19 protein-coding genes and 1 pseudogene are annotated in these 24,638 nt (G+C 76.1%); 15 read left to right on the top strand and 5 right to left on the bottom strand.

Annotated elements, in window-relative coordinates; genetic code table 11:
• Window positions 1-649 precede the first annotated feature (649 nt).
• The 8 genes from rho to ACVWNX_RS31475 all read left to right on the top strand — a co-directional run bounded on the left by rho (window position 650) and on the right by ACVWNX_RS31475 (window position 11,162).
• Window positions 650-1,819: a transcription termination factor Rho gene (gene rho / locus ACVWNX_RS31510; RefSeq protein WP_454411593.1), complete on the top strand. Its 1,170-nt coding sequence runs from the start codon at window positions 650-652 to the stop codon at window positions 1,817-1,819.
• A gap of 195 nt (window positions 1,820-2,014) precedes the next feature.
• Window positions 2,015-3,070 (top strand): methyltransferase, encoded by a 1,056-nt coding sequence (locus tag ACVWNX_RS31505; protein WP_454411592.1) that lies wholly within the window; start codon window positions 2,015-2,017, stop codon window positions 3,068-3,070.
• 586 nt (window positions 3,071-3,656) lie between these two features.
• Entirely contained in the window at window positions 3,657-4,694 is a 1,038-nt protein-coding gene (ligD, locus tag ACVWNX_RS31500; RefSeq protein WP_454411591.1) for a non-homologous end-joining DNA ligase, read from the top strand.
• A gap of 111 nt (window positions 4,695-4,805) precedes the next feature.
• Window positions 4,806-5,723, top strand: coding sequence for a zinc metalloprotease HtpX (htpX, locus tag ACVWNX_RS31495; RefSeq protein WP_454415015.1), 918 nt, complete (start codon window positions 4,806-4,808; stop codon window positions 5,721-5,723).
• 3 nt (window positions 5,724-5,726) lie between these two features.
• A complete protein-coding gene (gene pspAB, locus ACVWNX_RS31490) occupies window positions 5,727-6,305 on the top strand; it encodes a PspA-associated protein PspAB (protein WP_454411590.1) in 579 nt (192 codons plus the stop codon).
• 145 nt (window positions 6,306-6,450) lie between these two features.
• Window positions 6,451-7,491, top strand: coding sequence for a PHP domain-containing protein (locus ACVWNX_RS31485; RefSeq protein ID WP_454415014.1), 1,041 nt, complete (start codon window positions 6,451-6,453; stop codon window positions 7,489-7,491).
• Between the two features lie 124 nt (window positions 7,492-7,615).
• Window positions 7,616-8,668, top strand: coding sequence for a glutathione S-transferase family protein (locus ACVWNX_RS31480; protein WP_454411589.1), 1,053 nt, complete (start codon window positions 7,616-7,618; stop codon window positions 8,666-8,668).
• Window positions 8,669-9,005: 337 nt separating this feature from the next.
• Window positions 9,006-11,162 carry a hemopexin repeat-containing protein gene (locus ACVWNX_RS31475; RefSeq protein ID WP_454411588.1) on the top strand — a complete coding sequence of 719 codons (2,157 nt, stop codon included), beginning with the start codon at window positions 9,006-9,008 and terminating at the stop codon, window positions 11,160-11,162.
• Between the two features lie 25 nt (window positions 11,163-11,187).
• Here ACVWNX_RS31475 and ACVWNX_RS31470 read toward each other — a convergent pair whose 3' ends face one another.
• Both ACVWNX_RS31470 and ACVWNX_RS31465 read right to left on the bottom strand, forming a co-directional pair.
• Window positions 11,188-11,943 (bottom strand): hypothetical protein, encoded by a 756-nt coding sequence (locus ACVWNX_RS31470; RefSeq protein ID WP_454411587.1) that lies wholly within the window; start codon window positions 11,941-11,943, stop codon window positions 11,188-11,190.
• 44 nt (window positions 11,944-11,987) lie between these two features.
• On the bottom strand, window positions 11,988-12,818 hold the full coding sequence (locus ACVWNX_RS31465) for a VOC family protein (protein WP_454411586.1): 831 nt from the start codon (window positions 12,816-12,818) through the stop codon (window positions 11,988-11,990).
• A gap of 458 nt (window positions 12,819-13,276) precedes the next feature.
• Between ACVWNX_RS31465 and ACVWNX_RS31460 the strand changes: the two are divergent.
• Window positions 13,277-14,053: pseudogene (locus ACVWNX_RS31460) on the top strand (pentapeptide repeat-containing protein); the annotation flags it as partial.
• A gap of 383 nt (window positions 14,054-14,436) precedes the next feature.
• Here the strand turns inward: ACVWNX_RS31460 and ACVWNX_RS31455 are convergent.
• Window positions 14,437-14,799, bottom strand: a complete 363-nt coding sequence (locus tag ACVWNX_RS31455) for a DUF6479 family protein (RefSeq protein WP_454411585.1) — start codon at window positions 14,797-14,799, stop codon at window positions 14,437-14,439.
• A 277-nt stretch (window positions 14,800-15,076) separates the two neighbouring features.
• Between ACVWNX_RS31455 and ACVWNX_RS31450 the strand changes: the two genes are divergently transcribed.
• Entirely contained in the window at window positions 15,077-15,766 is a 690-nt protein-coding gene (locus ACVWNX_RS31450) for a hypothetical protein (RefSeq protein ID WP_454411584.1), read from the top strand.
• Between the two features lie 501 nt (window positions 15,767-16,267).
• On the opposite strand, the gene ACVWNX_RS31445 is transcribed toward ACVWNX_RS31450, so the two are convergent.
• Window positions 16,268-16,909, bottom strand: coding sequence for a hypothetical protein (locus ACVWNX_RS31445; protein WP_454411583.1), 642 nt, complete (start codon window positions 16,907-16,909; stop codon window positions 16,268-16,270).
• A gap of 427 nt (window positions 16,910-17,336) precedes the next feature.
• Here ACVWNX_RS31445 and ACVWNX_RS31440 point away from each other — a divergent pair, with 427 nt between their 5' ends.
• Together ACVWNX_RS31440 and ACVWNX_RS31435 are read left to right on the top strand one after the other, a co-directional pair.
• Entirely contained in the window at window positions 17,337-17,777 is a 441-nt protein-coding gene (locus tag ACVWNX_RS31440; RefSeq protein WP_454411582.1) for an OsmC family protein, read from the top strand.
• Between the two features lie 159 nt (window positions 17,778-17,936).
• Window positions 17,937-19,763 (top strand): ABC transporter ATP-binding protein, encoded by a 1,827-nt coding sequence (locus ACVWNX_RS31435; protein ID WP_454415013.1) that lies wholly within the window; start codon window positions 17,937-17,939, stop codon window positions 19,761-19,763.
• Window positions 19,764-19,797: 34 nt separating this feature from the next.
• Here ACVWNX_RS31435 and ACVWNX_RS31430 read toward each other — a convergent pair whose 3' ends face one another.
• Window positions 19,798-22,176 (bottom strand): phosphoketolase family protein, encoded by a 2,379-nt coding sequence (locus ACVWNX_RS31430; protein WP_454411581.1) that lies wholly within the window; start codon window positions 22,174-22,176, stop codon window positions 19,798-19,800.
• Window positions 22,177-22,549: 373 nt separating this feature from the next.
• Between ACVWNX_RS31430 and ACVWNX_RS31425 the strand changes: the two genes are divergently transcribed.
• The 3 genes from ACVWNX_RS31425 (at window position 22,550) to ACVWNX_RS31415 (ending at window position 24,632) form a co-directional block, all read left to right on the top strand.
• Window positions 22,550-22,918: a hypothetical protein gene (locus tag ACVWNX_RS31425; protein ID WP_454411580.1), complete on the top strand. Its 369-nt coding sequence runs from the start codon at window positions 22,550-22,552 to the stop codon at window positions 22,916-22,918.
• Between the two features lie 216 nt (window positions 22,919-23,134).
• Window positions 23,135-24,136 (top strand): MDR family NADP-dependent oxidoreductase, encoded by a 1,002-nt coding sequence (locus ACVWNX_RS31420; protein WP_454411579.1) that lies wholly within the window; start codon window positions 23,135-23,137, stop codon window positions 24,134-24,136.
• Window positions 24,137-24,152: 16 nt separating this feature from the next.
• Window positions 24,153-24,632: a MerR family transcriptional regulator gene (locus ACVWNX_RS31415; RefSeq protein WP_454411578.1), complete on the top strand. Its 480-nt coding sequence runs from the start codon at window positions 24,153-24,155 to the stop codon at window positions 24,630-24,632.
• The last annotated feature ends 6 nt before the right edge of the window (window positions 24,633-24,638 follow it).

Below are 24,638 nucleotides of genomic sequence, written 5' to 3'. Positions count from 1 at the left end.
CCGGGGCACCGCCCGGAGCGCCGGGGCCGGACCTCACCGGCGCGGACGGCGCGGTCCCGCGCCGGGGCGCGGCGGACGCCGTGCCCGGCCGTTCCGGCGCGCCGGTGCGTTCCGGGGCTTCCGTCGTCCGGTGCCACCGCCGTCCGGTGCGCCGGTCGTTCCCGTACGCCGGTCGTTCCGTGCGCCCGGTTCCGGTCATCGTGGCCCCGTTCCCCTCCGTGCGGGGGTGAACCGTCGCGGAATCCGCCGTACCAGTGGCGCGCGAGGTGGCCCGGCCTACGCCGTGCGCGCCTTCGCGCCCCTCGCGCGCCTTCCCGCACCCGTACGCCCCTGACGGGTTCCTCACGCCGTGCTAACGTGAGTAACGGCACGTGTGTACACCGAATCCGGTGCCGGTGCCTTCTTCTCCCCACCCCCTCACCGGGGTTCTCCGCTCCACACGCATCGCCTCCTCCACCGATCCGTACCGTCGGCCCGTTTCCTCCGTGGCCGACCCGCGCTCCGGTGCGGCGGCGCTGTGTGGTTCCTCCCGGTCGCGGGCGTCTTCCGCCCGCCCGGACGCGTGGACGCCGTCCCGCGCCCGCGCCGGACCCCCTCCCCCATCCGACCCCCGCGCCTCCCGGTACCGTCCGTGAAAGGACCCCCCTCCATGACCCTCGCGCTCGAACACCCCGTCAGCACCGCTTCCCCCGACGGCCGGACGGAGGCGCCGGTGACCGGTGTCCTCGATCTGACCGCCCAGGGGCACGGCCAGCTGCGCGGCCCCGACCTCACCGCCACCCCCCGCGACCCACAGGTCCCCGTCGCGCTGACGCGCCGTCTGGGACTGCGCGCCGGGGACACCCTGACGGGGGCCGCCGCCAGCGACTCCCCGCGCGGACGGCGACGGACGCTCACCCGGGTGGACCTGGTCAACGGACGGCCCGCCGACGCCCTCGGGGAACGCCCGCGCTTCGGGGACCTGACCCCGCTCCACCCGCGCGAACGGCTGCGGATGGAGCACCCCGGCGGACCGCTGACCCTGCGCGTCACCGACCTCGTCACCCCCATCGGCAAGGGACAGCGCGGGCTCATCGTCGCCCCGCCCAAGAGCGGCAAGACCGTGCTGCTCCAGCAGTTCGCCGCCGCCGTCACCCGCAACCACCCCGACTGCGTCCTCATGGTGGTCCTCGTGGACGAACGCCCCGAGGAGGTCACCGATCTGCGCCGGGGCGTCCGGGGCGAGGTGTACGCGTCCACCTTCGACCGTCCGGCCCGGGAACACATCGCCCTCGCGGAACTCGCCGTGGAACGGGCCAAGCGCCTGGTCGAACAGGGCCGGGACGTCGTCCTGCTGCTCGACTCGCTGACCCGGCTGTGCCGGGCCCACAACAACGCGGCCGAGGCCGGGGGACGCACCCTCAGCGGCGGGGTCGACGTCACCGCGCTCACCGGACCCAAGCGGCTGTTCGGCGCCGCCCGGTGCGCCGAGGAGGGCGGCTCGCTCACCATCCTCGCCACGGTCCTCGCGGGCACCGGCTCACGCGCCGACGACTACTACTTCGAAGAGCTGAAGAGCACCGGCAACATGGAACTGCGGCTCAGCCGGGACCTCGCCGACAAACGGCTCTACCCGGCCGTCGACGTCACCACCTCCGGCACCCGGCGGGAGGAACTGCTGCTCCCCGCACCGGAACTGACGGCCGTTCACGGACTGCGGCGCGCCTTCCTCGGCCGGGACGGGCGCGGCGCGCTGGAGGCCCTGCTCGGCCGGATGCGCGGCACCGCCTCCAACGCCGTGTTCCTGCGTCAGCTGCGGGGCGCGCTGCCCGGCGGCTGACCGGTGACCGCGCGCCCCGGCCGGTGGAGGGGACCGGCCGGGGCGCGCACGGGGCTGGCCCCGGGGGCGCCCCGTCGGTCATGATCACCGGGAGTCGGGCCCGGCGGCGAACCGCGCGTCCCACCGGACGCCGTGCGGGACGCGCGGGCACCCACCGGTCCGGCGGACCACCACCGACCTCCCGGAGGCCGCACCATGACCGCCGCCGTACCCTCCTCCCCCGTCCCCGCGCCCCGGGTGCCCGCGCCGCCCCTCACCGACCGGCTCCTCCACGAGTCCTGGGGCTTCGTCGCCGACCGGGCGCTGCAGACCGCGGCGGAGCTCGGCATACCGGACCTGGTCGCCCGGGGCCCGGCCTCCGCTGCCGAGCTGGCCGACGCCACCGGCACCCGCCCCGACGCCCTGCTCCGGCTGCTGCGTCCGCTGGTGGCGACCGGCGCGTTCGGACTCGACGACCAGGGGCGCTACCTGGCCACCGAGACCAGCGTCCTGCTGGAGTCGGACCACCCCGAGACGCTGCGCCCCTGGTTCCGGCTGATGTACCGGGTGACGTTCCGGATGTTCGACGACCCGCTGGTCAGTCTGCGCACCGGACGGCCCGCCTTCGAGGAGCGGTTCGGGAACACCTACTTCGGGCACATGGCCGCCCACCCGGAGGACAACGAGGTCTTCCACGCCGCCATGGCCTCCTTCACCCGGCGGACCGCCCGCGCGGTCGCCGCCGCCTACGACTTCACCGGGGCCGGGTCCCTCACCGACGTCGGCGGCGGGCTCGGCACCCTGGTCGCCGAGATCCTCGCCCGCACCCCGGACGCCACCGGCACCGTCTTCGACCTGCCGCAGCTGGCGGAGCCCGCGCGGGCCGCCCTCGCCGGGGCCGGACTCGGCGACCGCGCGGACGTGGTGTCCGGGGACTTCTTCGCCGCCGTGCCCGGCGCCGACACCCTCCTGCTCTCCTGGATCCTGCACGACTGGGACGACGCGAGGTCGCTGGAGATCCTCCGCAACTGCCGGGCCGCGCAGCGGACCGGGCACGGGCGGCTGCTGCTGGTGGAGGCGGTGCTGCCCGAACGGCCCCACGACGACCTGGCCACCTCCCTGGACCTGGTGATGCTGTTCGGCCTCGGCGGCCGGGAACGCCGCGAGGCCGAGTACGACGCGCTGCTGGACGCCGCCGGGTACCGGCGGGTCCGGACCATCCCGCTGGACGGGGCGCCCGGAATGCACCTCGTCGAGGCCCGGACCCGGTAACCGCGCCGGGCCCCGCCGTGCCCTGCGGGCCGGACCGTCCGGGCCGTCCGGGCCGTCGAGGGGACCCACGAGCCCACGGCGGCCGGGGCGGGTGCGGCGGGTACGCCGGGTGCGGCGGGGCGGGCGCGGAGTGATGCTGGGGTGGTGGGCCCGGCCCGTCCCGGCTGGCGACACGGCCCGGCAGGCCGACGGAGCACGGCGGGCGGCACGGCCCGGCGGGTCGGCCACGGCCCGGCGGGCTGACGGACCAGGGCGGAAGCCACGGCCCGGCGGGTCGGCTACGGCCCGACGGGCTGACGGACCAGGGCGGAAGCCACGGCGCGCCGGTCGACGGACCACGGTGGGCGGCACGGCCCGGCGGGCCAGCCACCGCCCGACAGGCTGGCGGACCGGGGCGGAAGCCACGGCGCGCCGGTCGACGGACCACGGCGGGCGACGCGGCCGTGGGTGGTGCGGCGGGCCACGGCGGGCGTCACGGCCCGGCGGGTCGGCGGGCCTCTCTGGGTCCGCGCCCCCGCCCCGGGTCCCGCCGCACCGCCCCCACGCCCGTGTCCCCGTCCCGTCCCGTCCCGTCCGGGAGGAGCCCGTGTCCGACGGCACCGATCTGCTCGCCGCCCTGCCCCCCGCGCAGGTGCGGCTGCTGAGCGTGGCCCGGCCGGGACGGGAACTGGCCGCGCGGCCCATGCTGGCCACCCCCAGCGGGCGCCGCGCGTTCTCCGACCGCTGGATCCTCGAACGCAAGCTGGACGGCGTCCGCGCGCTCGCGGTGCGGGAGGGCGACGGGGTGGTCCTGCTGTCGCGGACCGGACGCCGGATCGAGGAGAGCTACCCGGAGGTCGCCGCCGCCCTCGCGGCCCAGGACCTCGCGGACGTCACCGTGGACGGGGAGATCGTGGCGTTCACCGGCGGACGCACCGACTTCGGACGGCTCCAGCGGCGGATGGGGCTGACCCGGGAGGCGGACATCGCGGCCAGCGGGGTGCGCGTCGTCTACTACGCCTTCGACCTGCTGCGGCTGGCCGGGGCCGACACCACCCGGCTGCCGCTGCGGGCCCGCAAGGCACTGCTGCGGCGGGCCCTGGTCTACCGGGCGCCGCTGCGGTTCACCCCGCACCGCGACGGCGGCGGCGCCGATCCGCTCGCCGCCGCGTGCGCCCGGGGCTGGGAGGGGCTGATCGCCAAGCGCGCCGACAGCCACTACCAGCCGCGCCGGTCGGCGGACTGGCTGAAGCTGAAGTGCGCGCGCGGCCAGGAGTTCGTCATCGGCGGGTTCACCGAGCCCACGGGCGGCCGGGCCGGGTTCGGGGCCCTGCTGCTCGGCACCTACGCGGACGGGGCGCTGCGTTACGCGGGGAAGGTCGGCACCGGCTTCCCCGAGCGGACCCTCGTCACGCTGCGCGCCCGGCTGGAGGCGCTGCGCGTGCCCGGTTCCCCGTTCGACGGGCCGGTGGCGGAACGGCGGGCCCGGTGGGTGGCGCCGGAGCTGGTGGCCCAGGTGGCGTTCGCCGAGTGGACCCGGGACGGGATGCTGCGGCACCCCCGTTTCACGGGGCTGCGCGACGACAAACGGCCCCGGGACGTGGTGCGGGAGCCGGACGGGCCCGCTCCGGGACGGGCGCCCTGAGCCCGCTCCCGGTCCGGTGCCGTGGGCGCTGTCCTCCGGGCCGCCGATGACGGACCATGGAGGTACCCGGCCCGCCGGGCCGGGTGCTCACCCGAGGACGGGGAGGTGGCCATGCACAGCCGCTTCGAGCCCGACCGGGGCCTGACCGCCCGGATGGGGCTGACGCTGTTCCTGCTCGGTCTGCTGTACGTCGTGTTCGTGGGCGTGCTGATCGCCCTGCTGAAGTCGTGGGTCCTGGTGGTGGTGATCGCGGGCGGGGCGCTGTGGGCGCAGTACTGGTTCTCGGACCGGGTCGCGCTGTACGCGCTGCGCGGCCGGATCGTGACTCCCGAGGAGGAGCCCCGGCTGCACGGGGTGGTGGACCGGTTGTGCGCCGCCGCCGACATGCCGAAGCCGCGGGTCGCGGTCTCGTCGCTGGACCTGCCGAACGCCTTCGCCACCGGGCGGAACGCCGACCACGCGGTGGTCTGCGTGACCCGGGGGCTGACCCGGCGGCTGGAGCCCGAGGAGCTGGAGGGCGTCCTCGCGCACGAGCTGTCGCACGTCGCGCACCGGGACGTCGCGGTGATGACGGTCGCCTCGTTCCTCGGGGTGCTCGCCGGGCTCGCGGTGCGGTTCGCGTTCTACTCGGGGGTGCTCGGCGGACGGCGCGACCAGAACACGGCGGTCGTGGTACTCGCCGTGGTCGGGGTGTCCGCCGCCGTGTACGCGCTGAGCTTCCTGCTGATCAGGGCGCTGTCGCGGTACCGGGAGCTGGCCGCCGACCGGGCCGCGGCCCTGCTCACCGGACGTCCGTCGGCGCTGGCCTCCGCGCTCACCAAACTCACCGGGGACATCGCCCGGATCCCCACCTCGGACCTGCGGACCGCGCGGGCGTTCAGCGCGTTCTACTTCGCGCCCGCGATCGGCGGTGGGGGCGCGGGCGACCGGCTGTCCGCGCTGTTCGCCACCCATCCCCCGCTGGAGCGGCGGCTCGACCAGCTCGCCCGGATCGGCGACCGGCTCGGGTCGGCCACCGGGCGGGACTGAGCCATGGGCTTCCTCGACGCGCTGTTCGGCCGCACCCGGCCGGTGCCGCCCGACCTCGACCACCTGTTCGCGGTGCCCGCCGCGGCGCTCACCCTGCGCGCGGCGGAGGGGCTGGCGCCCACCGGGGTGGGCTCGGTGTGCTTCTCCAGCGTGGAGGGGGCGGAGTTCGCGCGGATCACCGAGGAGACGCGGGAGCTGCTGACGGTCGGCGCGGCCGGCCCGGGACCGGCGGTGACGTCCGAGCGGGACCCGTTCGGCTACTCCTGGCTGGTCTCCCGGCGCTCCCCGGACGGGCTCCCGGACCTGGTGGGCGATCTGCACACGGTCAACTCCACGCTCCAGGACGGCGGTTTCGGCCCGCAGCTGCTCTGCTCCCTGATCGGCTTCCGAACACCCGGGGGGAGTCCGCTGGCCTTGGTCTACCTGTACAAGCGGGGCACGTTCTACCCGTTCGCGCCGCTGCCCGGGGAGCGCCGGGACAACGCGCTGGAGCTGCGGACCCGGGCGGCGCTCGCGGACGACCTGCGCGTCGAGCCGGAACTGTCCCGCTGGTTCGCGCTGTGGGGCGCCCCCGGGCTGTGAACCGGGCGGAACGGCCGCCGTGCGGGGCCGGGGCGGGTGGGCGAAGCTGGAAGGCGGGCCCGGGCGACCGCCCGGCGCGCCCGGACGGACCGGTGGGAGGAGCCAGCCGATGGGGTCAGCCGGACCGGCCGGACCAGACGGGCCCCTGACGCCGGTGGCGGCGCTGGAGCGGGTGGCGTTCCTGCTGGAGCGGTCGCTGGCGCCGCCCTACCGGGCCAAGGCGTTCCGCACGGCCGCCGCGACGGTGGCCGCGCTCCCGGCCGACGAGGTGGCCCGGCGGGCGGCGGCGGGCTCGCTGGCGAAGGTGCGGGGCATCGGCCCGAAGACCGCTCAGGTGGTGCGGGAGACGCTGGAGGGGAGGGTGCCGGAGTACCTGGCACGGGTGGAGGAGGAGGCGGGCGGTCCGCTCACCGGCGGCGGCGCGGAGCTGCGGCGGCTGCTGCGCGGCGACGCCCATCTGCACTCCGACTGGTCGGACGGCGGCAGCCCGATCGGGGAGATGGCCCGCACGGCGGCGGCCCTCGGACACGAATGGGCGGTGCTGACCGATCACTCGCCCCGGTTGAAGGTGGCCCGGGGGCTCTCCCCCGAGCGGCTGCGCGCCCAGCTCGCGGAGGTGGCCGCGCTGGCCGGGGAGCTGGCCCCGTTCCGGCTGCTGCGGGGCATCGAGTGCGACGTCCTCGACGACGGTTCGCTGGACCAGGAGCCGGAGTTGCTGGACGAGCTGGACCTCGTGGTGGTGTCGGTGCACTCCAAGCTGCGGATGGACGCCGGGGCGATGACCCGGCGGATGGTGGCGGCGGTGCGCGATCCCCGCTCGGACGTGCTCGGGCACTGCACCGGGCGGCTGCTGGGCGAACCGGGGCGGCCGGAGTCCTCGTTCGACGCGGACGCGGTGTTCGCGGCGTGCGCCGAGACGGGCACCGCGGTGGAGATCAACTGCCGTCCCGAGCGCCTCGACCCGCCGCGCCGTCTGCTGCGGCGCGCGGTCGCGGCCGGTACCCTCTTCGCGCTCGACACCGACGCGCACGCGCCGGGCCAGCTCGACTGGCAGCCCTACGGATGCGCCCGCGCCGAGGAGTGCGGGGTGCCGCCGGAGCGGATCGTCACCACCTGGTCCGCCGAGGAGTTGCTGACCTGGACCGCGACCCGGCGGATCCCCGACCGGGCCGGGACGCGGACCTGACCTCCCCGGCCCGGCCGGGTCCCGGGCCCGACAGCCCGGGGTCCCGGGCCCGACAGCCCGGGACCCGGCGCCCGGACGGTCCGATGACCACCGGCCGGGGCACCGACGAGAGAGGGGACCCCCGATGAGTCCGACCGACGGCGGCACGAACGCGGGCGGCGACGGCAACGCCTCCTACGGCAGGAAGCCGTTCCGGCGCTCCCGCAGCCACTTCGCGGACCGGATCACGGCGGACGGCCGCGACGGCTGGCCGGTGGAGGCGGGACGGTACCGCCTGGTGGTGAGCCGGGCCTGTCCCTGGGCGAACCGGGCGCTGATCTCCCGGCGGCTGCTGGGGCTGGAGGCGGCGCTGTCGCTGGCGGTCGCGGACCCGATCCAGGACGACCGCAGCTGGCGGTTCACCCTGGACCCCGACGACCGGGACCCGGTCCTCGGCATCCGGTACCTCAGCGAGGCGTACGACGCCCGGGAGACGGGCTATCCGGGCGGGGTGAGCGTGCCCGCGATCGTGGACGTGCCCAGCGGACGGCTCGTCACCAACGACTTCCAGCGGATCACCCTGGACTTCGCCACCGAGTGGACGGCGCTGCACCGCCCGGGCGCGCCGGACCTCTACCCCGAGCCGCTCCGGGACGAGATCGACGCGGTGATGGAGGACGTCTACCAGGACGTCAACAACGGGGTGTACCGGACCGGCTTCGCCGCGGACCAGGAGACCTACGAGAGCGCCTGCCGGACGCTGTTCGCCCGGCTGGACGCGCTGACCGAGCGGCTCTCCGACCAGCGGTACCTGGTCGGGGACGCCCTCACCGAGGCGGACGTCCGGCTGTTCGCCACCCTGGTCCGCTTCGACCCGGTCTACCACGGGCACTTCAAGTGCAATCTGTGGAAGATCGCGGAGAACCCGGTGCTGTGGGCGTACGCCCGGGACCTCTACCAGACCCCGGGGTTCGGGGACACCGTCGACTTCGACCACGTCAAACGGCACTACTACCGGGTCCACACCGGGGTGAACCCGACGGGGATCGTGCCGCTCGGTCCGGTGCTGGACGGCTGGCTGGCCCCGCACGGGCGGGAGCGGCTGGGCGGACGGCCCTTCGGCGGGGGGACCCCGCCGGGACCCGTCCCGCCGGGCGAGGAGGTACCGGCCACCGGCCGTCCGGCGCCGCCCCGGTGACGCACCGCCTCCCCTCGGGTCACCCTGGACCGCTCCGGGGGGAGGCCGTCGCCGGGACGCCGGTGCCGGGTGTGCCGTCACGGGAACGAGTGGGGTTCTCCCGGTCCGGCTGACGGCCCCCGGGACCGGTGGGGCCCCGGTGTCCGCACCGGTCCGAGGGCAGCCGGATCCCGTCTTCCGGCCGGGCCCGCCGGGGAGGTTGACTGAGGGCCGCGTCCGCCGGGGCGCGAGCGGGGAGGACGCCGCCACCGGGCACCCGGGCCCGGCGCGCCTCACGTTCCGCGTGCGCTCCGGCCGCTCCCCCGACGAGCCTCCGACACCGAGACGGGACACCGACATGCCTCCGCCCCTCGTCGCCACCCTGAACCTCGACGACACCGACCCCACCGCCTTCGCCACTTTCGTCAACGCCATCAGGGACCACGTCGCCGTCGCCGAACCGGGACAGGTCGACGCCTCGGCGAACTCCGACCGCTCCCGGCTGGTCACCATGTACCGGCTGCGGCGCACCGGCAGCAGCGACAGCCCCGACACCGTGTTCGTGGTCCGGCTGGTCGCCGGGAGCGACGCCTCCGTCGACTGGTACGTGCAGGACACCGATCTGTACGGGTGGGGGTTCACGCTCACCGGGCAGCGGGACTTCTACCACCTGTCCAACCCGACCGCCGGGATCCTGCGGATGGCCGCGGCCGAGGGGTTCGTCCTCCACGACACGGGGATCCACGAGAGCTACGGCTCCGACGGCCTGCCCCGGGGGCCGTTGGGCTGGGCGGCCCTGCGCACGGCGCTCGTCCAGCTCGGGGAGGGCCCCGGGGTGCGCGACCACCAGCGGTCGGCGATGGGCTTCCTGGTCGAGATGGTCTGCGAGGCCGTGCGGTTCCGCATGATCGCGCGGACCCTGCACGGGCTGTGGGGGACGACCGGCTCCGTCAGCCAGGACCAGCGGGACCGGATCACCGAGGCGGAGACCAACTGGTCCTCGCTCTCCGGCCTGTTCGACCGCTACCGGGAGGCGCCCGGGGAGCCGGTCCCCGACACGGTGCTCACCCGCCCCTACGGGACCCTCGCCGCCGTGGCGCTGGCGCTGACCATCCTGCACGGCCGCCCCGGCACCCAGCCGGGTTCCTCCTCCTCGGGGGCGAAGGCCGCCGGAACGGTCGCGGCCGGGGAGCGGCAGATCCCGCGCGGGCGCCTCTATCCGGTGCTGGACGCCGGGGGGAACCTGCCGGACGCGTCCACGGCGTGGTTCTTCCGGCCCGGCACCAGCCTCACCTACGACCTCGTCCACGACACCGTCGCCACCGGGGACCCCCGTTCCTTCGGGGACGCGTTCCCCGCCCTGCGGGACACCGAGTTCGCGTTGCGCCTGGACACGGTCGTCGCCGTCCCCGGCAGCTCCACCGACGTCTGGCTGTTCAGCGGACACCGGTACACCCGCTACGACACCGGCACCCACAAGACCGTCTACGGCCCCAAGGACATCGCCGTGGGATGGCCCGCCCTGACCACCACGTCCTTCACCGACCGCGTCGACGCCGCCGTCCACGACCCCGGCGACCCGAGCGGCGGCCTCTTCCTCTTCCGGGACGCCGAGGTCCTCTACTACCACCTGCGCGACGACACGGTCACCGGTCCGCACGCCATCGCCGAGCACTTCCCCGGGCTGGCGGGCACCTCCTTCGCCCACGGCGTCAGCGCCGCGCTGACCGTCCCCGGGAACAGCGGGCAGCTCTGGCTGTTCCGGGGCGACTACTACGTCCGCTACGACCTCCAGACCAGCAGCCTCGTGGTGGGCCCCCAGCACGTGCACGAGGGCTGGGAGCCCCTGAGGCGCAAGGCGTTCACCGACGGCGTCAGCTCCGTCCTGCCCTGCCCGGGGCCGGTCCCGAAGCCGTCGGAGGTCTGGATGTTCCACGACGACCTCTACCTCCGGTTCGACCTCGACGCCAACACCGTCACCCAGGAGGCGCGCCGGGTCGGACCGGGGTGGCCCGGCCTCGACACCCACGGCTTCGCCGACCGGGTCGACGCCGTCATCCCCAAACCGGACGCGCACCAGGCGTGGTTCTTCCGGGACGACCAGTACCTGCGCTACGACCTCGACGACAGCCGGGTCGTCGTTCCGCCCACCCCCATCGCGAGCGGCTGGACCGGGCTCAGCGGCACCGACTTCGCCCACGGCATCGACGCGGCCCTCCCCGACCCCGGGGACTCCGACGGCGTGTGGCTCTTCGCCGGCGACCAGTACGTCCGCTACCAGCTGGCGCAGGACCGGCTGGCCGTCGGGCCCACGCCCATCGCCCGGACCTGGACCGCCCTGCGCGGCACCCCCTTCAGCAGGCGGGTCGACGCCGCGTGCGTCCGGCCCGGCACCAAGGAGACCTGGCTGTTCAGCGGCGACTCCTACGTCCGCTACGACCCGGGGCAGGACGTGATTCTCGCCGGTCCCAAGCGCATCGTCGACGGCTGGGACCTCGGCTTCCCGGTGCGCTGACCGGACGGCCCGGCGGGGGCGCCGCTCAGCCGGACGGCGGCGGACCGGGGGTGGGGCGGCCGCCGATGAGGTAGGTGAGGCGGCGCAGCGGTCCGCTCCAGCGGCGGTCGTGGTGGTAGGCCCGGGTCCGGGAGCGGGCCCGGGCCCGTGGCCGGTCGCGGTAGACGCGCCGGGCCCACGGGGAGGCGGGGCGGGCCAGCCGGACCGCGCCCACCAAGGCGACGAACGGGACCAGCACCCCGATCAGCGCGGTCGGGGTCTTGCCCTTCAGCAGGGCGACGACCGACAGCGCCAGATTGCCGACCACGGCGAGGACCGCGGCGGCCCGGCCCCGGACGTCCTGGTCCGAGAGGCCGTCCACCCCGAACGGCGAGAACCCGAGGAGCATCAGGGAGGCCAGGGCGGTCGTGATGACGACGACCTCGACGCTCTTGGTGCCCTCCTCCGTCCAGTAGACGTCGCTCAGATGGAGCACCAGCGCGAACTCGTCGAGGACCAGTCCCGTCCCCGCCCCGAACAGCACGGCGGCGAACCCGGTGCCGAAGCCGTGGCGGCCCCCGGCGAGCAGGGTGAAGCCGCCGACGACCATGAGGACGATGCCGGGCACCACGTGGTGGATGTGCAGTCCGCCGGGGGTGACGTTCCGGAACGGCCCCTTCCCGGCCCGGATCATGCGGGTGACCAGCCGGGTCAGGGCGAACGCGGTGACGAAGGAGACGAGCGCGAGCAGCAGCGGCAGCTTGCCCGGTTCGACGATGTCGCGGTACCACCAGCCGCCCACCGGTCACCGCCTCCCGGCGGCGCGGCGCGGCGCGGGCGGGCGGGTCATCCGCGCGGGGTGTCGCCCGTGAGGGTGAACAGTCCGCCGTCGGGGTCGCGCAGCGTCACCTCGGGGCCGTACGGGGTGGTCTCCCGGGCGACCTCCGCGCCGCCGTGGGCCAGGGCGGCGCGGACGCACTCCTCGACGTCGGGGACCGGGAAGTACACCTGCCAGCGGGGCCGGACTCCGGGGCCGTCGGCCGCTCCGGCGGTGCCGGAGCTGAGCCGGGCCACCAGATGGCCGCCGCTGCGCAGCACCACCTCGTCCTCCTCGTAGCCGACGTCGCAGGCGCCGGGGCGGTCGCAGGCCCATTCCAGGACCTCGCCGTAGAAGATCGCCGCGTCGAAGGCGTTGCGGGTGCGCAGCCGGACCCAGGCGGGGGCGTCCTTGTGCCAGACGTCCCATCCGGCGTAGAGGCGGCCCGCCCAGATGCCGAAGACGGCGCCGTCCCGGTCGGCGGCGAGGGCGCCCCGGCCGCCCGCCAGCGAGAGGGGGCCCACCGCGACCGTGCCGCTGCGCTCCCGGACCCGGGCGGCGGTGGCGTCGGCGTCGGAGACCGCGAAGTACGGGGTCCAGGCCACGGCCATCCGCAGCCGGGGGGCGAGGGCGCCGATGCCCGCCACCGGGACCCCCGCGCTGAGGGCCACGCTGAACTCGTCCCCTAGCCGTCCCTTGCGGAAGGTCCAGCCGAGGACCCGGCCGTAGAACTCCTGGGCGGCGCCGAGGTCGCGGGCGAGCAGGCTCACCCAGCAGGGGGCGCCGAAGACGGTGTCCGTGGTCGGCGGCTGGTCGGTGGGGGGCTGGTCGGCGTCGGCCGCCGGCGTTTCCTTGTCCATCGCGGGCCCATCGCAGAGGCGTGGCGGGTGCGGCGCGGCCGTCCTGGTGCGGCGCGCGCTCCGGGCGCGGGCCGGACGTCGGCCCGCGCGGCCCACCGGATCCCGGAGGACCGGGCCGGCGGGATCTCGTGGGTGTCCCCCCAGCCTGCCAGCAAACGGGGGGCGACGCAGGCGGACGCTCCGGGGAGGCGGCGGAGTCCACCGCCGTTCGGCCCCCGGCCCCGGTGGTCCGGGGGCGGGCCGACCGGGTGACGGCCCGGTGGCCGGGGCGGGGAGAATGGGCGGGTACCGAGGGGCCCGCCGGGCACGGCGGGCCCTCCGCCGTCCGTGGGCGCGGCCCCCTGAGCCGTCGGGGAGAGCGTGTGAAGGCGTCCGAACGGGGTGCCGAACGGAGCGGGGGTCCCCCGGGTCCGGCGGGGGGCGGGGGTGACGCCGGGTCCCGGGCCGGGGCCCCCGAGGTGCGGGCGGACTGCTCCCGGTGCTTCGCGCTGTGCTGTGTGGCGCTGCCCTTCGCCAGGTCCGCGGAGTTCGCGGTGGACAAGGCGGCGGGCACGCCGTGCGGCAACCTGGCGGCGGACTTCCGCTGCGGGATCCACCGCGAGCTGCGGGGACGCGGGTTCACCGGCTGCACGGTCTTCGACTGCGCGGGGGCGGGGCAGCAGGTGTCCCAGGTGACGTTCGGGGGACGGGACTGGCGGGCGGACCGCTCGGTGGCGGGGCCGATGTTCGCGGTGTTCCCGGTGATGCGGCAGCTCCATGAACTGCTGCGCCATCTGCGGGAGGCCCTGGCGCTGCCCGCCGCCCGGGAGGTGGAGGCAGGGCTGCGGGCCCTGTGCGACCGGGTCACGGAGCTGACCTTCGCGGACGCGGACGTCCTCACCGGCTTCGACGTGGCCCCGGTGCGCCGGGAGGTCGGCGTACTGCTGGAGCGGGTGAGCGGGGCGGCCCGGGCCGGGGAGCGGGGCCGGGACCTGCGGGGCGCCGATCTGATGGGGGCCCGGCTGCGGGGCGCGCGGCTGCGCGGGGCGGGTCTGCGCGGGGCGCTGCTGATCGCGGCGGACCTGTCCGGCGCGGATCTGCGGGGCGCGGACGTGCTCGGCGCGGACTTCCGTGACACGGATCTGCGCGGGGCCGATCTGACGGGCTGTCTGTTCCTCGTCCAGGCGCAGGTGAACGCGGCGCGGGGGGACGCGGGCACCGTGCTGCCGGAGGGGTTCGTCCGGCCCGCGCACTGGGCGACCACGGCGACGGCTTCGGCATCCGGCTCGGCTTCTAGCGCGGCTTCCGGCTCGGCTTCCGCTCCGGCTTCCGGCTCGGCTTCCGGCGCCCGGCCGGGGCGTGGTGGTGGGCGCGGCGGGCCGGGGGCGTCCCGGGGGCGCCGGGGCGCCCGGCGCCGTGGGTCCGGGGGGTCCGGAGGGTCCCGGGGCTCTGGGGGCGGCTGATCCGGAACGGCGAAGTGTGCCGGTCCCGGGGATGGGGTGCCTGGTCCCAGGGGACAGAGTGCCGACGCCAGAGACGGGGTACCGGTCCGTCCCGGGACGGGTGCCAGCGTCGACGGGTGGGGTCCCGGGACGGGGTGCTGGCGTCGGCAGGTGGGTCCGGGCCGACGGCCGGTGGCTCAGTGGGCCCCGCCGCCGCCCCCGCCGAAGGACCCGCTGTGTCCGGGGGTCCAGCGTCTGCGGCGCTGGTCCTCGCTGCGCTTGTTGGGCAGGTGCCCGTGGAGCTGGTAGGGGTTCAGCCCACCGTGTTTGTCGTACGGGAGCTCGTCCGGCTCACGGCGCTCGCTGATCTCCCGGACGGCACCGCCCTCCGGCAGATGGGGCTGCTGTTCCCGGGTCGGGGGGTCGGGTTCCCTGCTGCGTACGCCGATGCCGACCCAGACGATCCAGATCAGCGCCCCGACGATGATCGCCCCGACGACGATCGGGATGGCCACGAGGGCTCCGTCGGGCGCTGCCAGAAACATGGTGTTTGCTGTCATATCACCCGAATACCCCCTCCGAGGGGACCGCAGTCCTCCCCCGCTGGGAATCCGTGCCGCGCCCGTCCCGCGACGGAAGGTGACCGGCCACGGAGAGTCGCCGCCCGGTACCCGTCGGCTGGCACCCGGTAACCCTGGACGCCCCCGGATGGCCCCCGCCGGGGGGCGACCGCGCCGGGGCGCTCCTAGCGTCCATGCCAGCGGGGCCGACCACGGGGACCCCGGACCGACGACTCCCGGCCCGTCCCGGCGGGCCGCGGGGAACGGGAGTGATGTGATGCGGGCGATCGTACGGACCTCGGGAGCCGTCGCCGCGGCGCTGGTCCTCGCACTGGGCGCCGCCCCCTCGGCCGGAGCGCGGGAGGCCGCACCCCCCGGGACGGACGCGGCCCCCCTGGACGGGCCGGACGGCTTCGCCGAACCGCCCGCGCTGACCGGCGACGAGCCCCCCGCCCTCACCGGGGACGAGGTGCCCTCGCTCACCGGCGACGGGGCGCCCGTGCGGGAGCAGCCGCCCGCCGCCTGGGAGGTGGAGGTCACCCCGACCCGGGTCGCGCCCGGCGGGACGGTCACGCTGCTCTCCCGGGGCTGCCGGGTGCCCAGGATCGCCGTGGACTCGGGCGTCTTCTCGCTGACCGAGATCGTGGAGGGCCGGTCGGCACCGGCCGTCGTCTCCGCCGAGGCCGTGCACGGGGCCGAGCACGAGGTGACGTTCACCTGCGACGGCCGGGACAAGGTCGTCCGGGTCGTCATCGAGAACCGCGACCAGGGCGCCCGGGAGTCCGCCCGGCCCCGGCCCGACGAGGGCGGGGACCCGGCGGACGACACCCGCAAGGGCGTACGGGCCGGGGTGGGCGGGGACTTCGGCCGGATCGGCCCGGTGCAGCTCGCGCTCGGCGGGACGCTGGTCGCGGGCGCGGTGGCCTTCGGGGTGTACACGGCGGTCCGCCGCCGCGGCTCGCGCTGACCCGGCTCCGGACGGCTCCCCCGACGGGGGACGGTTCCCCGGCTCCGCAGACGACTTCTCCGACGGAGGGCCGCTCCCACACGACCCACGGACGGCTCCCCTCGACTAGGACCGCTCCACCCACGCCCCACGGACGGCTCCCCTCAACGAGACTCCCCCCAGCCCGCGGACGGCTCATCAGCGACGGACGACCCCCACGGCACGAAACGGCTCCCCCACTCCCCACCCCACGGACCGGCCCCCCTCCCCGCGGACGGCTCCACCGGCGGCGGACCGCCTCCTCCGGCTCGGGACGGCTCCCCTGACGGCGACGGCTCCCCGACGACGGGCCGTCGCCTCCGGCCGGGGAGGGCTCCCCCGGTGGCGACGGGTTCCCCGGCGGCGGGCCGACCCGAAGGCCCTCACGTCAGCGCTGACGTGAGGGCCTTCGCGAGCGCGGGACGGCCCGCCCGTGCTGAGCCGGACGGGCCCGTCCGGCTCAGCGCGGACAGCCCGCCCGGCTCAGCGTCGGCGCGCGCGGATCCGCCGCCGCAGCGCGACGGCCGCGCCCAGGGCGCCCAGCGCGAGCAGTCCGGCGCCGACCAGGACCTCGGGCCGGGTGGGACCGTCGCCGAAGGCCCCGCCGAGGCCCCCGCGCACCCCGCCCGCCGTCGGGGAGCCGCCCGGGACCGGGGTCCGCGCCGTGCCGGACGGGACCCGGGTGGCCGTCGCGGGGCCGGACGCCACGGAGGCGGTCGGGGCGGGCGTCCGGGTGGCGGTCGGGGCGGGCGTCGCGGTCGGGCCGCCGACCAGCACGCCGGCGATCCAACGGCTGTCCGGCCCTCCGCAGTCGCCGTCGATCACCACCGCCACCGCCCCCGGCAGCTCACGGGCCAGCCGCCCGGCGGCCTGGAAGCGTCCGGCCCCGGCCGGGGAGAGCGTCAGGGGGGCGCCGACACCCCGACTGTCGAGCACCCGGGGAGCGGGCTCGGCCACCGCCGAACAGTCGACGATCAGGGTGAAGGACCCGCCGGGCGCCACCACCGACGGGGTCACCGCGGCGCTCGCGCCGACCGGTCCCCCGACGGCCGCCGCCCCGGGGGCGCCCCCGAGCACCGGTAGCAGTACGGCGGCCGCCACGGCCGCGGTGCGCGTACGGAACATGGCACTGTCCTCTCCCTCGCGGCGGCCTCTCGGCCGCTCGCCCGCGCGCCCTCGCGTCCCGCCGGGCGGGTCTCCTCCGGGCCCGCCCGCGCGGGACGGGACCGGGTCCACCTCACCCCCTATCTCCCGTTCCGTCATCGGATAAGCCGATCGACGGCATTGCCGCCGGTTCGGCCCAGCGGCCCGCCCGGCGGGTCCCGCGCCCGGCCCCGTCCGGGTGGCCGGGCGGGGCGGCACGCGGTTCGATGCCGGGGGCGGAGCCCGCCCGGGCCGGGATGGGCGCCCATCCGGGTCCGGACCCGGATGGGCGCGGAGCCCGTCCGGACCCGGATGGGCGCGGAGCCCGTCCGGACCCGGATGGGCGCGGAGCCCGTCCGGACCCGGATGGGCGCGGAGCCCGTCCGACGAGACGAAGGGGAGACCGACCATGGCCGACTACCGCGTCGAGACGGTGCGCGACGGGTACCGGGACTGGACCGCCCGCAACAGGCGGGGCGCCGAGGTCCGGATCGGCGCGGCCGACGACCCCGCCGTCCAGCCCTCGTTCACCCCCGTGGAGCTGCTGCTGGCCGCGCTCGGCGGGTGCGCGGGGCTCGTCGTGGACCGCACCGCGAGGACGGTCGAACACCCGGACCTACGCATCACGGTGGAGTCGAGGTCCCTCCCTGAGGATGACGGCCGGGTGGGGGTGGTCCGCGTAACGTACGAGATGGCTTTGCCCGAGGGTGACGACCGGGCCGCCGGACTCTTCGCGCGCGGCGTTCGCCTGACCCATGAGAAGTACTGCACCGTGAGCCGCACCGTGGAGCACGGGGCCCGGGTCGAGGCCGTCCTGCCGGACGGGACGGTCACCTTCGCGGCGGGCTGACCGCCGTACCACCCAGGGGACGAGCACGGCGGACGTACGACGAGCCGCCGACCTCCGGGGGGACCCGTGGACACACCGCACGACGACCGACGACCGGCGCGCCCGGGGGCCGACGCCCCGGAGCCACCGTCCGGGGAGACCGTCCCGCCGTGGCGGGTCCTGCTCGACCACGCCCGTCCGCACCGCTGGGCGCTGATCGGCGGGGCGGTGCTCGGTCTGATCACCGGCGCCACCGGGCTGGGCCTGCCGTTGGCCGCGAAGTCGCTGATCGAGAACCTGGGGCGGGACGAGTCCATCACCGGCCCGCTGGTCGTGATGACGGCGCTGGTCCTGCTGAACGCCGTGATCGGCGCGCTCGGCGGGTACCTGCTGCGCCGCACCGCCGAGTCGGTGGTGCTGGGCGCCCGCCGCTCGCTGACCTCGTATCTGCTGCGGCTGCGGATCTCCGCGATGGACCGCAGCGAACCGGGCGATCTGATGGCCCGGGTCACCTCCGACACGACCCTGCTGCGCGAGGTCACCACCGAGGCGCTGGTCGGGCTCTGCACCGGCGGTCTCACCCTGGTGGCGACGCTGGTGATGATGGGGTGGACGGACCTCACGCTGCTCGGGGTCACCTTCGCGGTGATCGTGCTGACGGGAACGGTCCTCGGGGTGATCGTGCCGCAGATCAACCGGGCGACCAAGCGCGCCCAGGAGTCGGTCGGGGTGATGGGGGCGGCGCTGGAGCGCGTCCTCGGCTCGCTGCGCACCATCAAGGCGTCCGGCGCGGAGGCCCGCGAGGAGGAGGTGGTGCACCGGGCCGCCGAGGACTCCTGGCGGGCGAGCGTCCGGGCCGCCAAGTGGGAGGCCATCGCCGGGAACAGCGCCGGACTCGCCATCCAGATAGCGTTCCTCACCGTCCTCGCGGTCGGCGGCGCCCGGGTCGCCACCGGGGCCATCGGGGTGGGCACCCTGGTGGCGTTCCTGCTCTACGTGTTCTATCTGATGAGCCCGATCCAGCAGGTGGTGGGGGCGGTGATGCAGTACCAGACGGGTTCGGCGGCGGTGCTGCGCATCCAGGAGGCGCAGCGGCTGCCCGCCGAACCGGCCGTGGGTCCCGCCCCGTTGCCGGGTCCCGGCGAGCCGCCGCTGTCGCTCTCCTTCGACCGGGTCCACTTCCGGTACGCGGACGACGCGCCGCCCATCCACCACGGGGTGACGTTCGAGGTCCCGGCGCGCGGGATGACCGCGTTCGTGGGGCCGTCCGGTGCGGGCAAGACCACGGTGTTCTCGCTCATCGAACGGTTCTACGACCCCACGGCGGGCCGGATCGAGGTGGACGGGCGGCCGGTGGGCGACTGGGAGCTGTCCCGGCTGCGGGCCGCCATCGGGTACGTGGAACAGGACGCCCCCGTGCTGTCCGGGACGCTCCGCGACAATCTGCTGCTGGGCAATCCGACCGCCGACGAGGACGAGCTCCAGCGGGTGATCCGGACCACCCGGCTCGCCCCGCTGGTGGAGCGGCTGCCCGACGGGCTCGGCACCCTGGTGGGGCACCGGGGCACCAAGCTGTCGGGCGGCGAGCGCCAGCGGGTGGCCATCGCCCGCGCCCTGCTGCGGCGGCCCCGGCTGCTGCTGCTGGACGAGGCGACGAGCCAGTTGGACGCGGTCAACGAGGCGGCGCTGCGGGACACCGTGGCGGAGGTGGCGCGGACCACCACGGTGCTGGTGGTCGCGCACCGGCTGTCCACGGTGACCCTGGCGGACCGGATCGTGGTGATGGACGCGGGCCGGGTCCGCGCGGTGGGCACCCATCAGGAGCTGGTGGGCCTGGACTCCCTGTACGCGGAGCTGGCCACCACTCAGTTCCTCACCGCCGGGACGGCCGACGGCACCGGGACGGCGGACGGCACCGCGCCGGTGACCGGGGCCGCGCCGGACGGCGGCCCGGGGTCCGGGAACGGGACGGGTACGGTCCCGGACCCGGTGACGGCGGCCCCCTGACGGGCGCGGCGGGGGCGGACCGGGGCGGCGGCGCTCACCCCGTCCAGGTCCACTCCGCGACCTCCGGCAGGTCCGTGCCGTGGGCCCGGATCCAGGCGTGGTGCCGGGTCCGGACCTCGGCCATGGCCCGCCGGAGCGCCACCGCTCGGGTGCCCGGTCCGGGCACCCGGTCCACCACGTCCATGACCAGCCGGTAGCGGTCCAGGTCGTTGCGGACGACCGTGTCGAAGGGCGTGGTGGTGGCGCCCCGCTCCGTGTAGCCCCGGACGTGCAGCCGGTGGTGGCCGGTGCGGCGGTGGGTGAGCCGGTGGATCAGCCACGGATGGCCTTGGTAGGCGAAGACGACCGGCTTGTCCGGGGTGAACAGCGCGTCGTACGCGGCGTCGGTCATGCCGTGCGGGTGTTCGCCGGACGGCAGCAGCCGGGCGATGTCCACCACGTTGACCACCCGGACCGACAGCTCCGGCAGATGGCGGCGGAGCAGGTCGGCGGCGGCCAGCACCTCCAGGGTCGGCACGTCCCCGGCGCACGCCAGCACCACGTCGGGTCCCGCCGTCCCGTCGGGCGTCTCCGTCCCCGCCCACTCCCACGCCCCGGCGCCCCGGGCGCAGTGCGCGCGGGCCTCGTCGAGGGTGAGCCAGTCGAAGGACGGCCGCTGCCCCGCGACCACGACGTTGACGAGGTCCCGGCTGCGCAGCACGTGGTCGGCGGTGACGAGCAGGGTGTTGGCGTCCGGCGGCAGATAGACGCGGACGACCTCCGGGCTCTTGTCGAGCACATGGTCCACGAAGCCGGGGTCCCGGTGCGAGAAGCCATCGTGGTCCTGGCTCCACACCTGCGGGGTGAGGAGGTAGTTGAGGGAGGCGACGGGGCGTCGCCACGGCAGACGGCGGGCCGCCCGCAACCGTGTGACGTGCTGGTCGACCATCGGGTCCACGGTGTGGGCGAACGCCTCGTGGCTGGAGAACACCCCGTGCCGTCCGGTCAGCAGATAGCCCTCCAGCCAGCCCTGGCAGAGGTGTTCGGAGAGGACCTCCATGACCCGGCCGTCCCGGGCGAGGTCCTCGTCCGTGTCCAGGAACTCGCCCTGCCACGCCTTGGCGGTGACCTCGTAGAGCGCGTCCAGGCGGTGGGAGACGGTCTCGTCGGGTCCGACGACCCGGAAGTCCCTGCGCCGGGCGGTGTCCCGCATCACTCCGGCGAGCAGTCCGCCGAGGACCCGGGTGGGTTCGTGCGGGGCGGTGCCGCGTTTGTCGACGGCGACGGCGTGTTCCTCCAGCGGCGGGATCGGCAGCTCGCGCAGCAGCAGGCCGCCGTTGGCGTGCGGGGAGGAACCGAGCCGCCGGGAGCCCCGGGGCACACAGGACAGCACCTCCTCGGTGGGACGGCCGGCCGGGTCGAAGAGTTCCTCCGGCCGGTAGGAGCGCAGCCACTCCTCCAGCAGCCGGAGGTGTGCCGGGTCCTCGCGGACCCGGGCCAGCGGCACCTGGTGGGCGCGCCGGGTGTTCTCGACGGGCACCCCGGCCGGGCCCGTCCAGCCCTGGGGGGTGCGCAGCACGATCACGGGCCAGCGGGGGCGTTCGGGGCAGCGGCCCTCCCGGGCCCGCCGCTGGTAGGTGTCGATCCGGTCGAGGGCCTCGTCCAGGACGGCGGCCAGCAGGTGGTGCACGGTCAGCGGGTCGTCCCCGCCGACGTGCAGCGGCTGGTACCCGTAGCCGCGCAGCAGTTCGTCCAGCTCGTCCTCGGGGAGGCGGGCCAGCACGGTCGGGTTGCCGGTCCGGTGGCCGTTGAGGTGGAGGACCGGCAGGACGGCCCCGTCGCGGACCGGGTCGAGGAACTTGTTGGCGTGCCAGGAGGCGGCGAGCGGGCCGGTCCCGGCCTCGCCGTCCCCGATGACGCAGGCGACCAGCAGCCCCGGGTTGTCGAAGGCGGCGCCGTAGGCGTGGGCGAGGGAGTACCCCGGCCCGCCGCCGTGGACCGGGCCGGGGGCGTCGGCGGCGAGGTGGCCCGGCGCCCCGCCGGGGAACGGGAACCGGCGGAACAGCCGCGCCATGCCGTCGGCGTCCCGGGTGACGTCGGGGTGTCTCTGCGAGTAGCTGCCCTCCAGCCAGGAGTTGGCGAGGACGGCCGGTCCGCCGTGGCCCGGCCCCCAGACGCACAGCGCTTCGAGGTCACGGGCCCGGATCACCCGGTTGAGGTGGGTGTGCACGAGGTTCAGCCCGGGTGAGGTGTCCCAGTGTCCGAGCGGTCGGGGCTTGATGTGCTCGGGGCGCAGCGGCTCGGCCAGCAGCGGATTGGCGCTCAGGTGGATCTGCCCGACGGCCAGGTAGTTCGCGGCCCGCCAGTGGGCGTCCAGCGCGGCCGCTTCGGCGTCGGTGAGTACGGTGGGGGCCGGGGTGCGGACGTCCGGCATGGGGCCTCATCTCCAGGTGCGTCGGCGTGCGTCGTACGGATGGTTCCTCGACCCTGGCTCCGGCGGGCCGGGCACGCAACGCGGACGGCCCGCCGTACGCGCGGGGGACATGGTGTCGCACGTGCCCCGTACGACACCGGGCGATTCCCCTCCGTAGGGATTCCTCAGCGTGATGCGGTAGCCACGGCTGGACACGTGGTCATGGCGCTCCGGCGCACGGTCCCGGTGCGCGCCGTCCCGCTCCGCTCGCCGCCGTGGCTCCGGGGGGAGAGCCTGGTAAGGGCGGGTCCCGCGACGACCGGCCGACCGGCCCGCGCCCCCGGACGTTCCGGCCCGGGGCGCCCGGCGGACCCAGGAGAGGGGATGACCCATCGTGAACGGCACGGCACATCCCGCGGCGGAGGTCGTGGTGGAGTTGAGCGACTGTTCCAAGGACGACGCGGGTACCGTCTTCGGGGTCCTGCGCTCGGTCTTCGAGTGCGACCGGGGGCCCGAGGACACGCCCCAGGACGCGGCGGGCGGACGGCCGTCCGTCTGGTCGGCGACCTTCGACACCACCCGGGTCCGCCGGGCACCCCCGGCGACCGCGCTGGACGGCACGGTCACGGCCGAGGCCCAGGGCGGCTATCTGGCCGTGGACCGGCTGCGGGCGGCGCTGGCGGCGGCGTTCACGGTGGCCCAGGAGGGCAGGGCCGCCGGGGACCAGGAGAAGGAGGTGGAGCTGCTGCTCCGCAGCGGCTGACGTCCTCTGGTCAGTCCCCCGGCACGCGACCCCGGCGTTACGCGCCCCTGTCACGCCTTCCCGGCGGCGGGACCGTCACGAGGTTCCCGGCGGCGGGAACCGGCCACGGGTTTCCGGCGGCGGAACCGTCACGGGCCGGAAGCCGGGGAGCCGCCACGGGGTGTCCGGCGGCCGGGGCTTGACCTTGACCCACGGGTCAGGACCTAGCCTCCGGCCATGCAGAGCACCCATCGCCTCGTACGCCTGGTCCGGCGCCCCGCCGGACTGCCCACTCCCGACGACTTCGCCCTGGTGCGGGAGCCCCTGCCCCGCCCCACGGCGGACCGGTTACTCGTCCGCACCACCCACTTCCTCGTCTTCCCCGGTCTGCGCACCCTCATCGGCGGGGAGGCCCGCGACGTCCCGCTGCCGCCGCTGCGCCCCGGCGACACCCTGTTCGGTCCCGCGATCGGCGAGGTCGTCGACGGTCCGCTGGAGAAGGGCCGACGGGTGCTGCACCTCCAGGGCTGGCGGGAGTACGCGACCCCGGCCGTCGCCGAGTGTCAACCGCTGGACGACGCCCTGCCCGATCCGGTGGCCCACCTCGCCCAGGGTTCGGCGGCGTACGGCGCGCTGACCCGGCTGGCCCGGGTCCGCGCGGGGGACACCGTGCTGGTGACCGGGGCCGCCGGGGCGGTGGGCACCCTCGCGGGCCAGATCGCCCGGCTGCTGGGCGCCGCCCGGGTGATCGGCAGCACCGGCTCGCCCAACAAGGCCCGGCGGCTGGAACGGGAACTCGGCTACGACGCCACCGTCCCGCGCGACGCGACCGCGTTCGGCGCGCGCCTCGCCGAGGCCGCGCCGGACGGGATCGACGTCGTCCTGGACACCGTGGGCGGCGCCCAGCTGGCGGCCGCCGTCCAGGTGGCGAACCGGGGCGCCCGGTTCGCCCTGGTGGGCGCGCTGGACGGGCAGTTGGACCCCGGCCGGGCGGGCGGCACCGCGCCGGTCTCGCTCGACGTGTTCCCGGTGGTGGTCAAGGGGATGACGATCGCGGGCTACAGCGGCGTCGAGCACCCGGACGTCGAGGCGGAGTGGAAGGCCCGCTTCGGCGACTGGCTGCGGACCGGCGCCATCCGCTTCCCGTACACCCCGCTCCGTGGAATGGACCGCGCCCCGGAGGCGTTGCCCCTGCTGATCGCGGGCCGCTCCTTCGGGGCGATGGTCGTGGAACCGTAGGACGGGGTGGGCGGACGTGCGGATCGGCGAGGCAGCGGCGGCTGCGGGCACCACGGCGCGCGCCCTGCGCCTGTACGAGGCCCGTGGTCTGCTGCCGCCCCCGCCCCGCACCCCGTCCGGCCACCGCAAGTACGGTCCCGCCGAGGTGGCCCGGGTCCGGGTCATCCGCGAACTGCTGGCGCTGGGCCTGACCTTGGAGGACCTGCGGCGCCGCGCCCACCGGCTGGACGTCCTGGTCCGGGACCCGTCGGCCTGCCGCGACGGCCGCCGGGACGGCTTCGGTGACGTGGTGGCCGGACGGCTGGCGACCCTGGACACGGAGATCGCGCGTCTGACGCGACTGCGGCGGAGCCTCGCGGCGGCGGGGCACCGGCCCGGCGGCACTCCGGACGCTCCGGATGCGGCGGAGGCTCCGGACGCGGCGGGCTCGGCGGACGCGGCAGGCTCGGCGGGCGGTCGGGACGTGTCCGGACCGGGCACCGGACCGGAACGCTGACCCTCC

This window comes from Streptomyces sp. JNUCC 64, from assembly GCF_054484115.1.
This window is presented reverse-complemented; position numbering and strand designations above follow the sequence as displayed.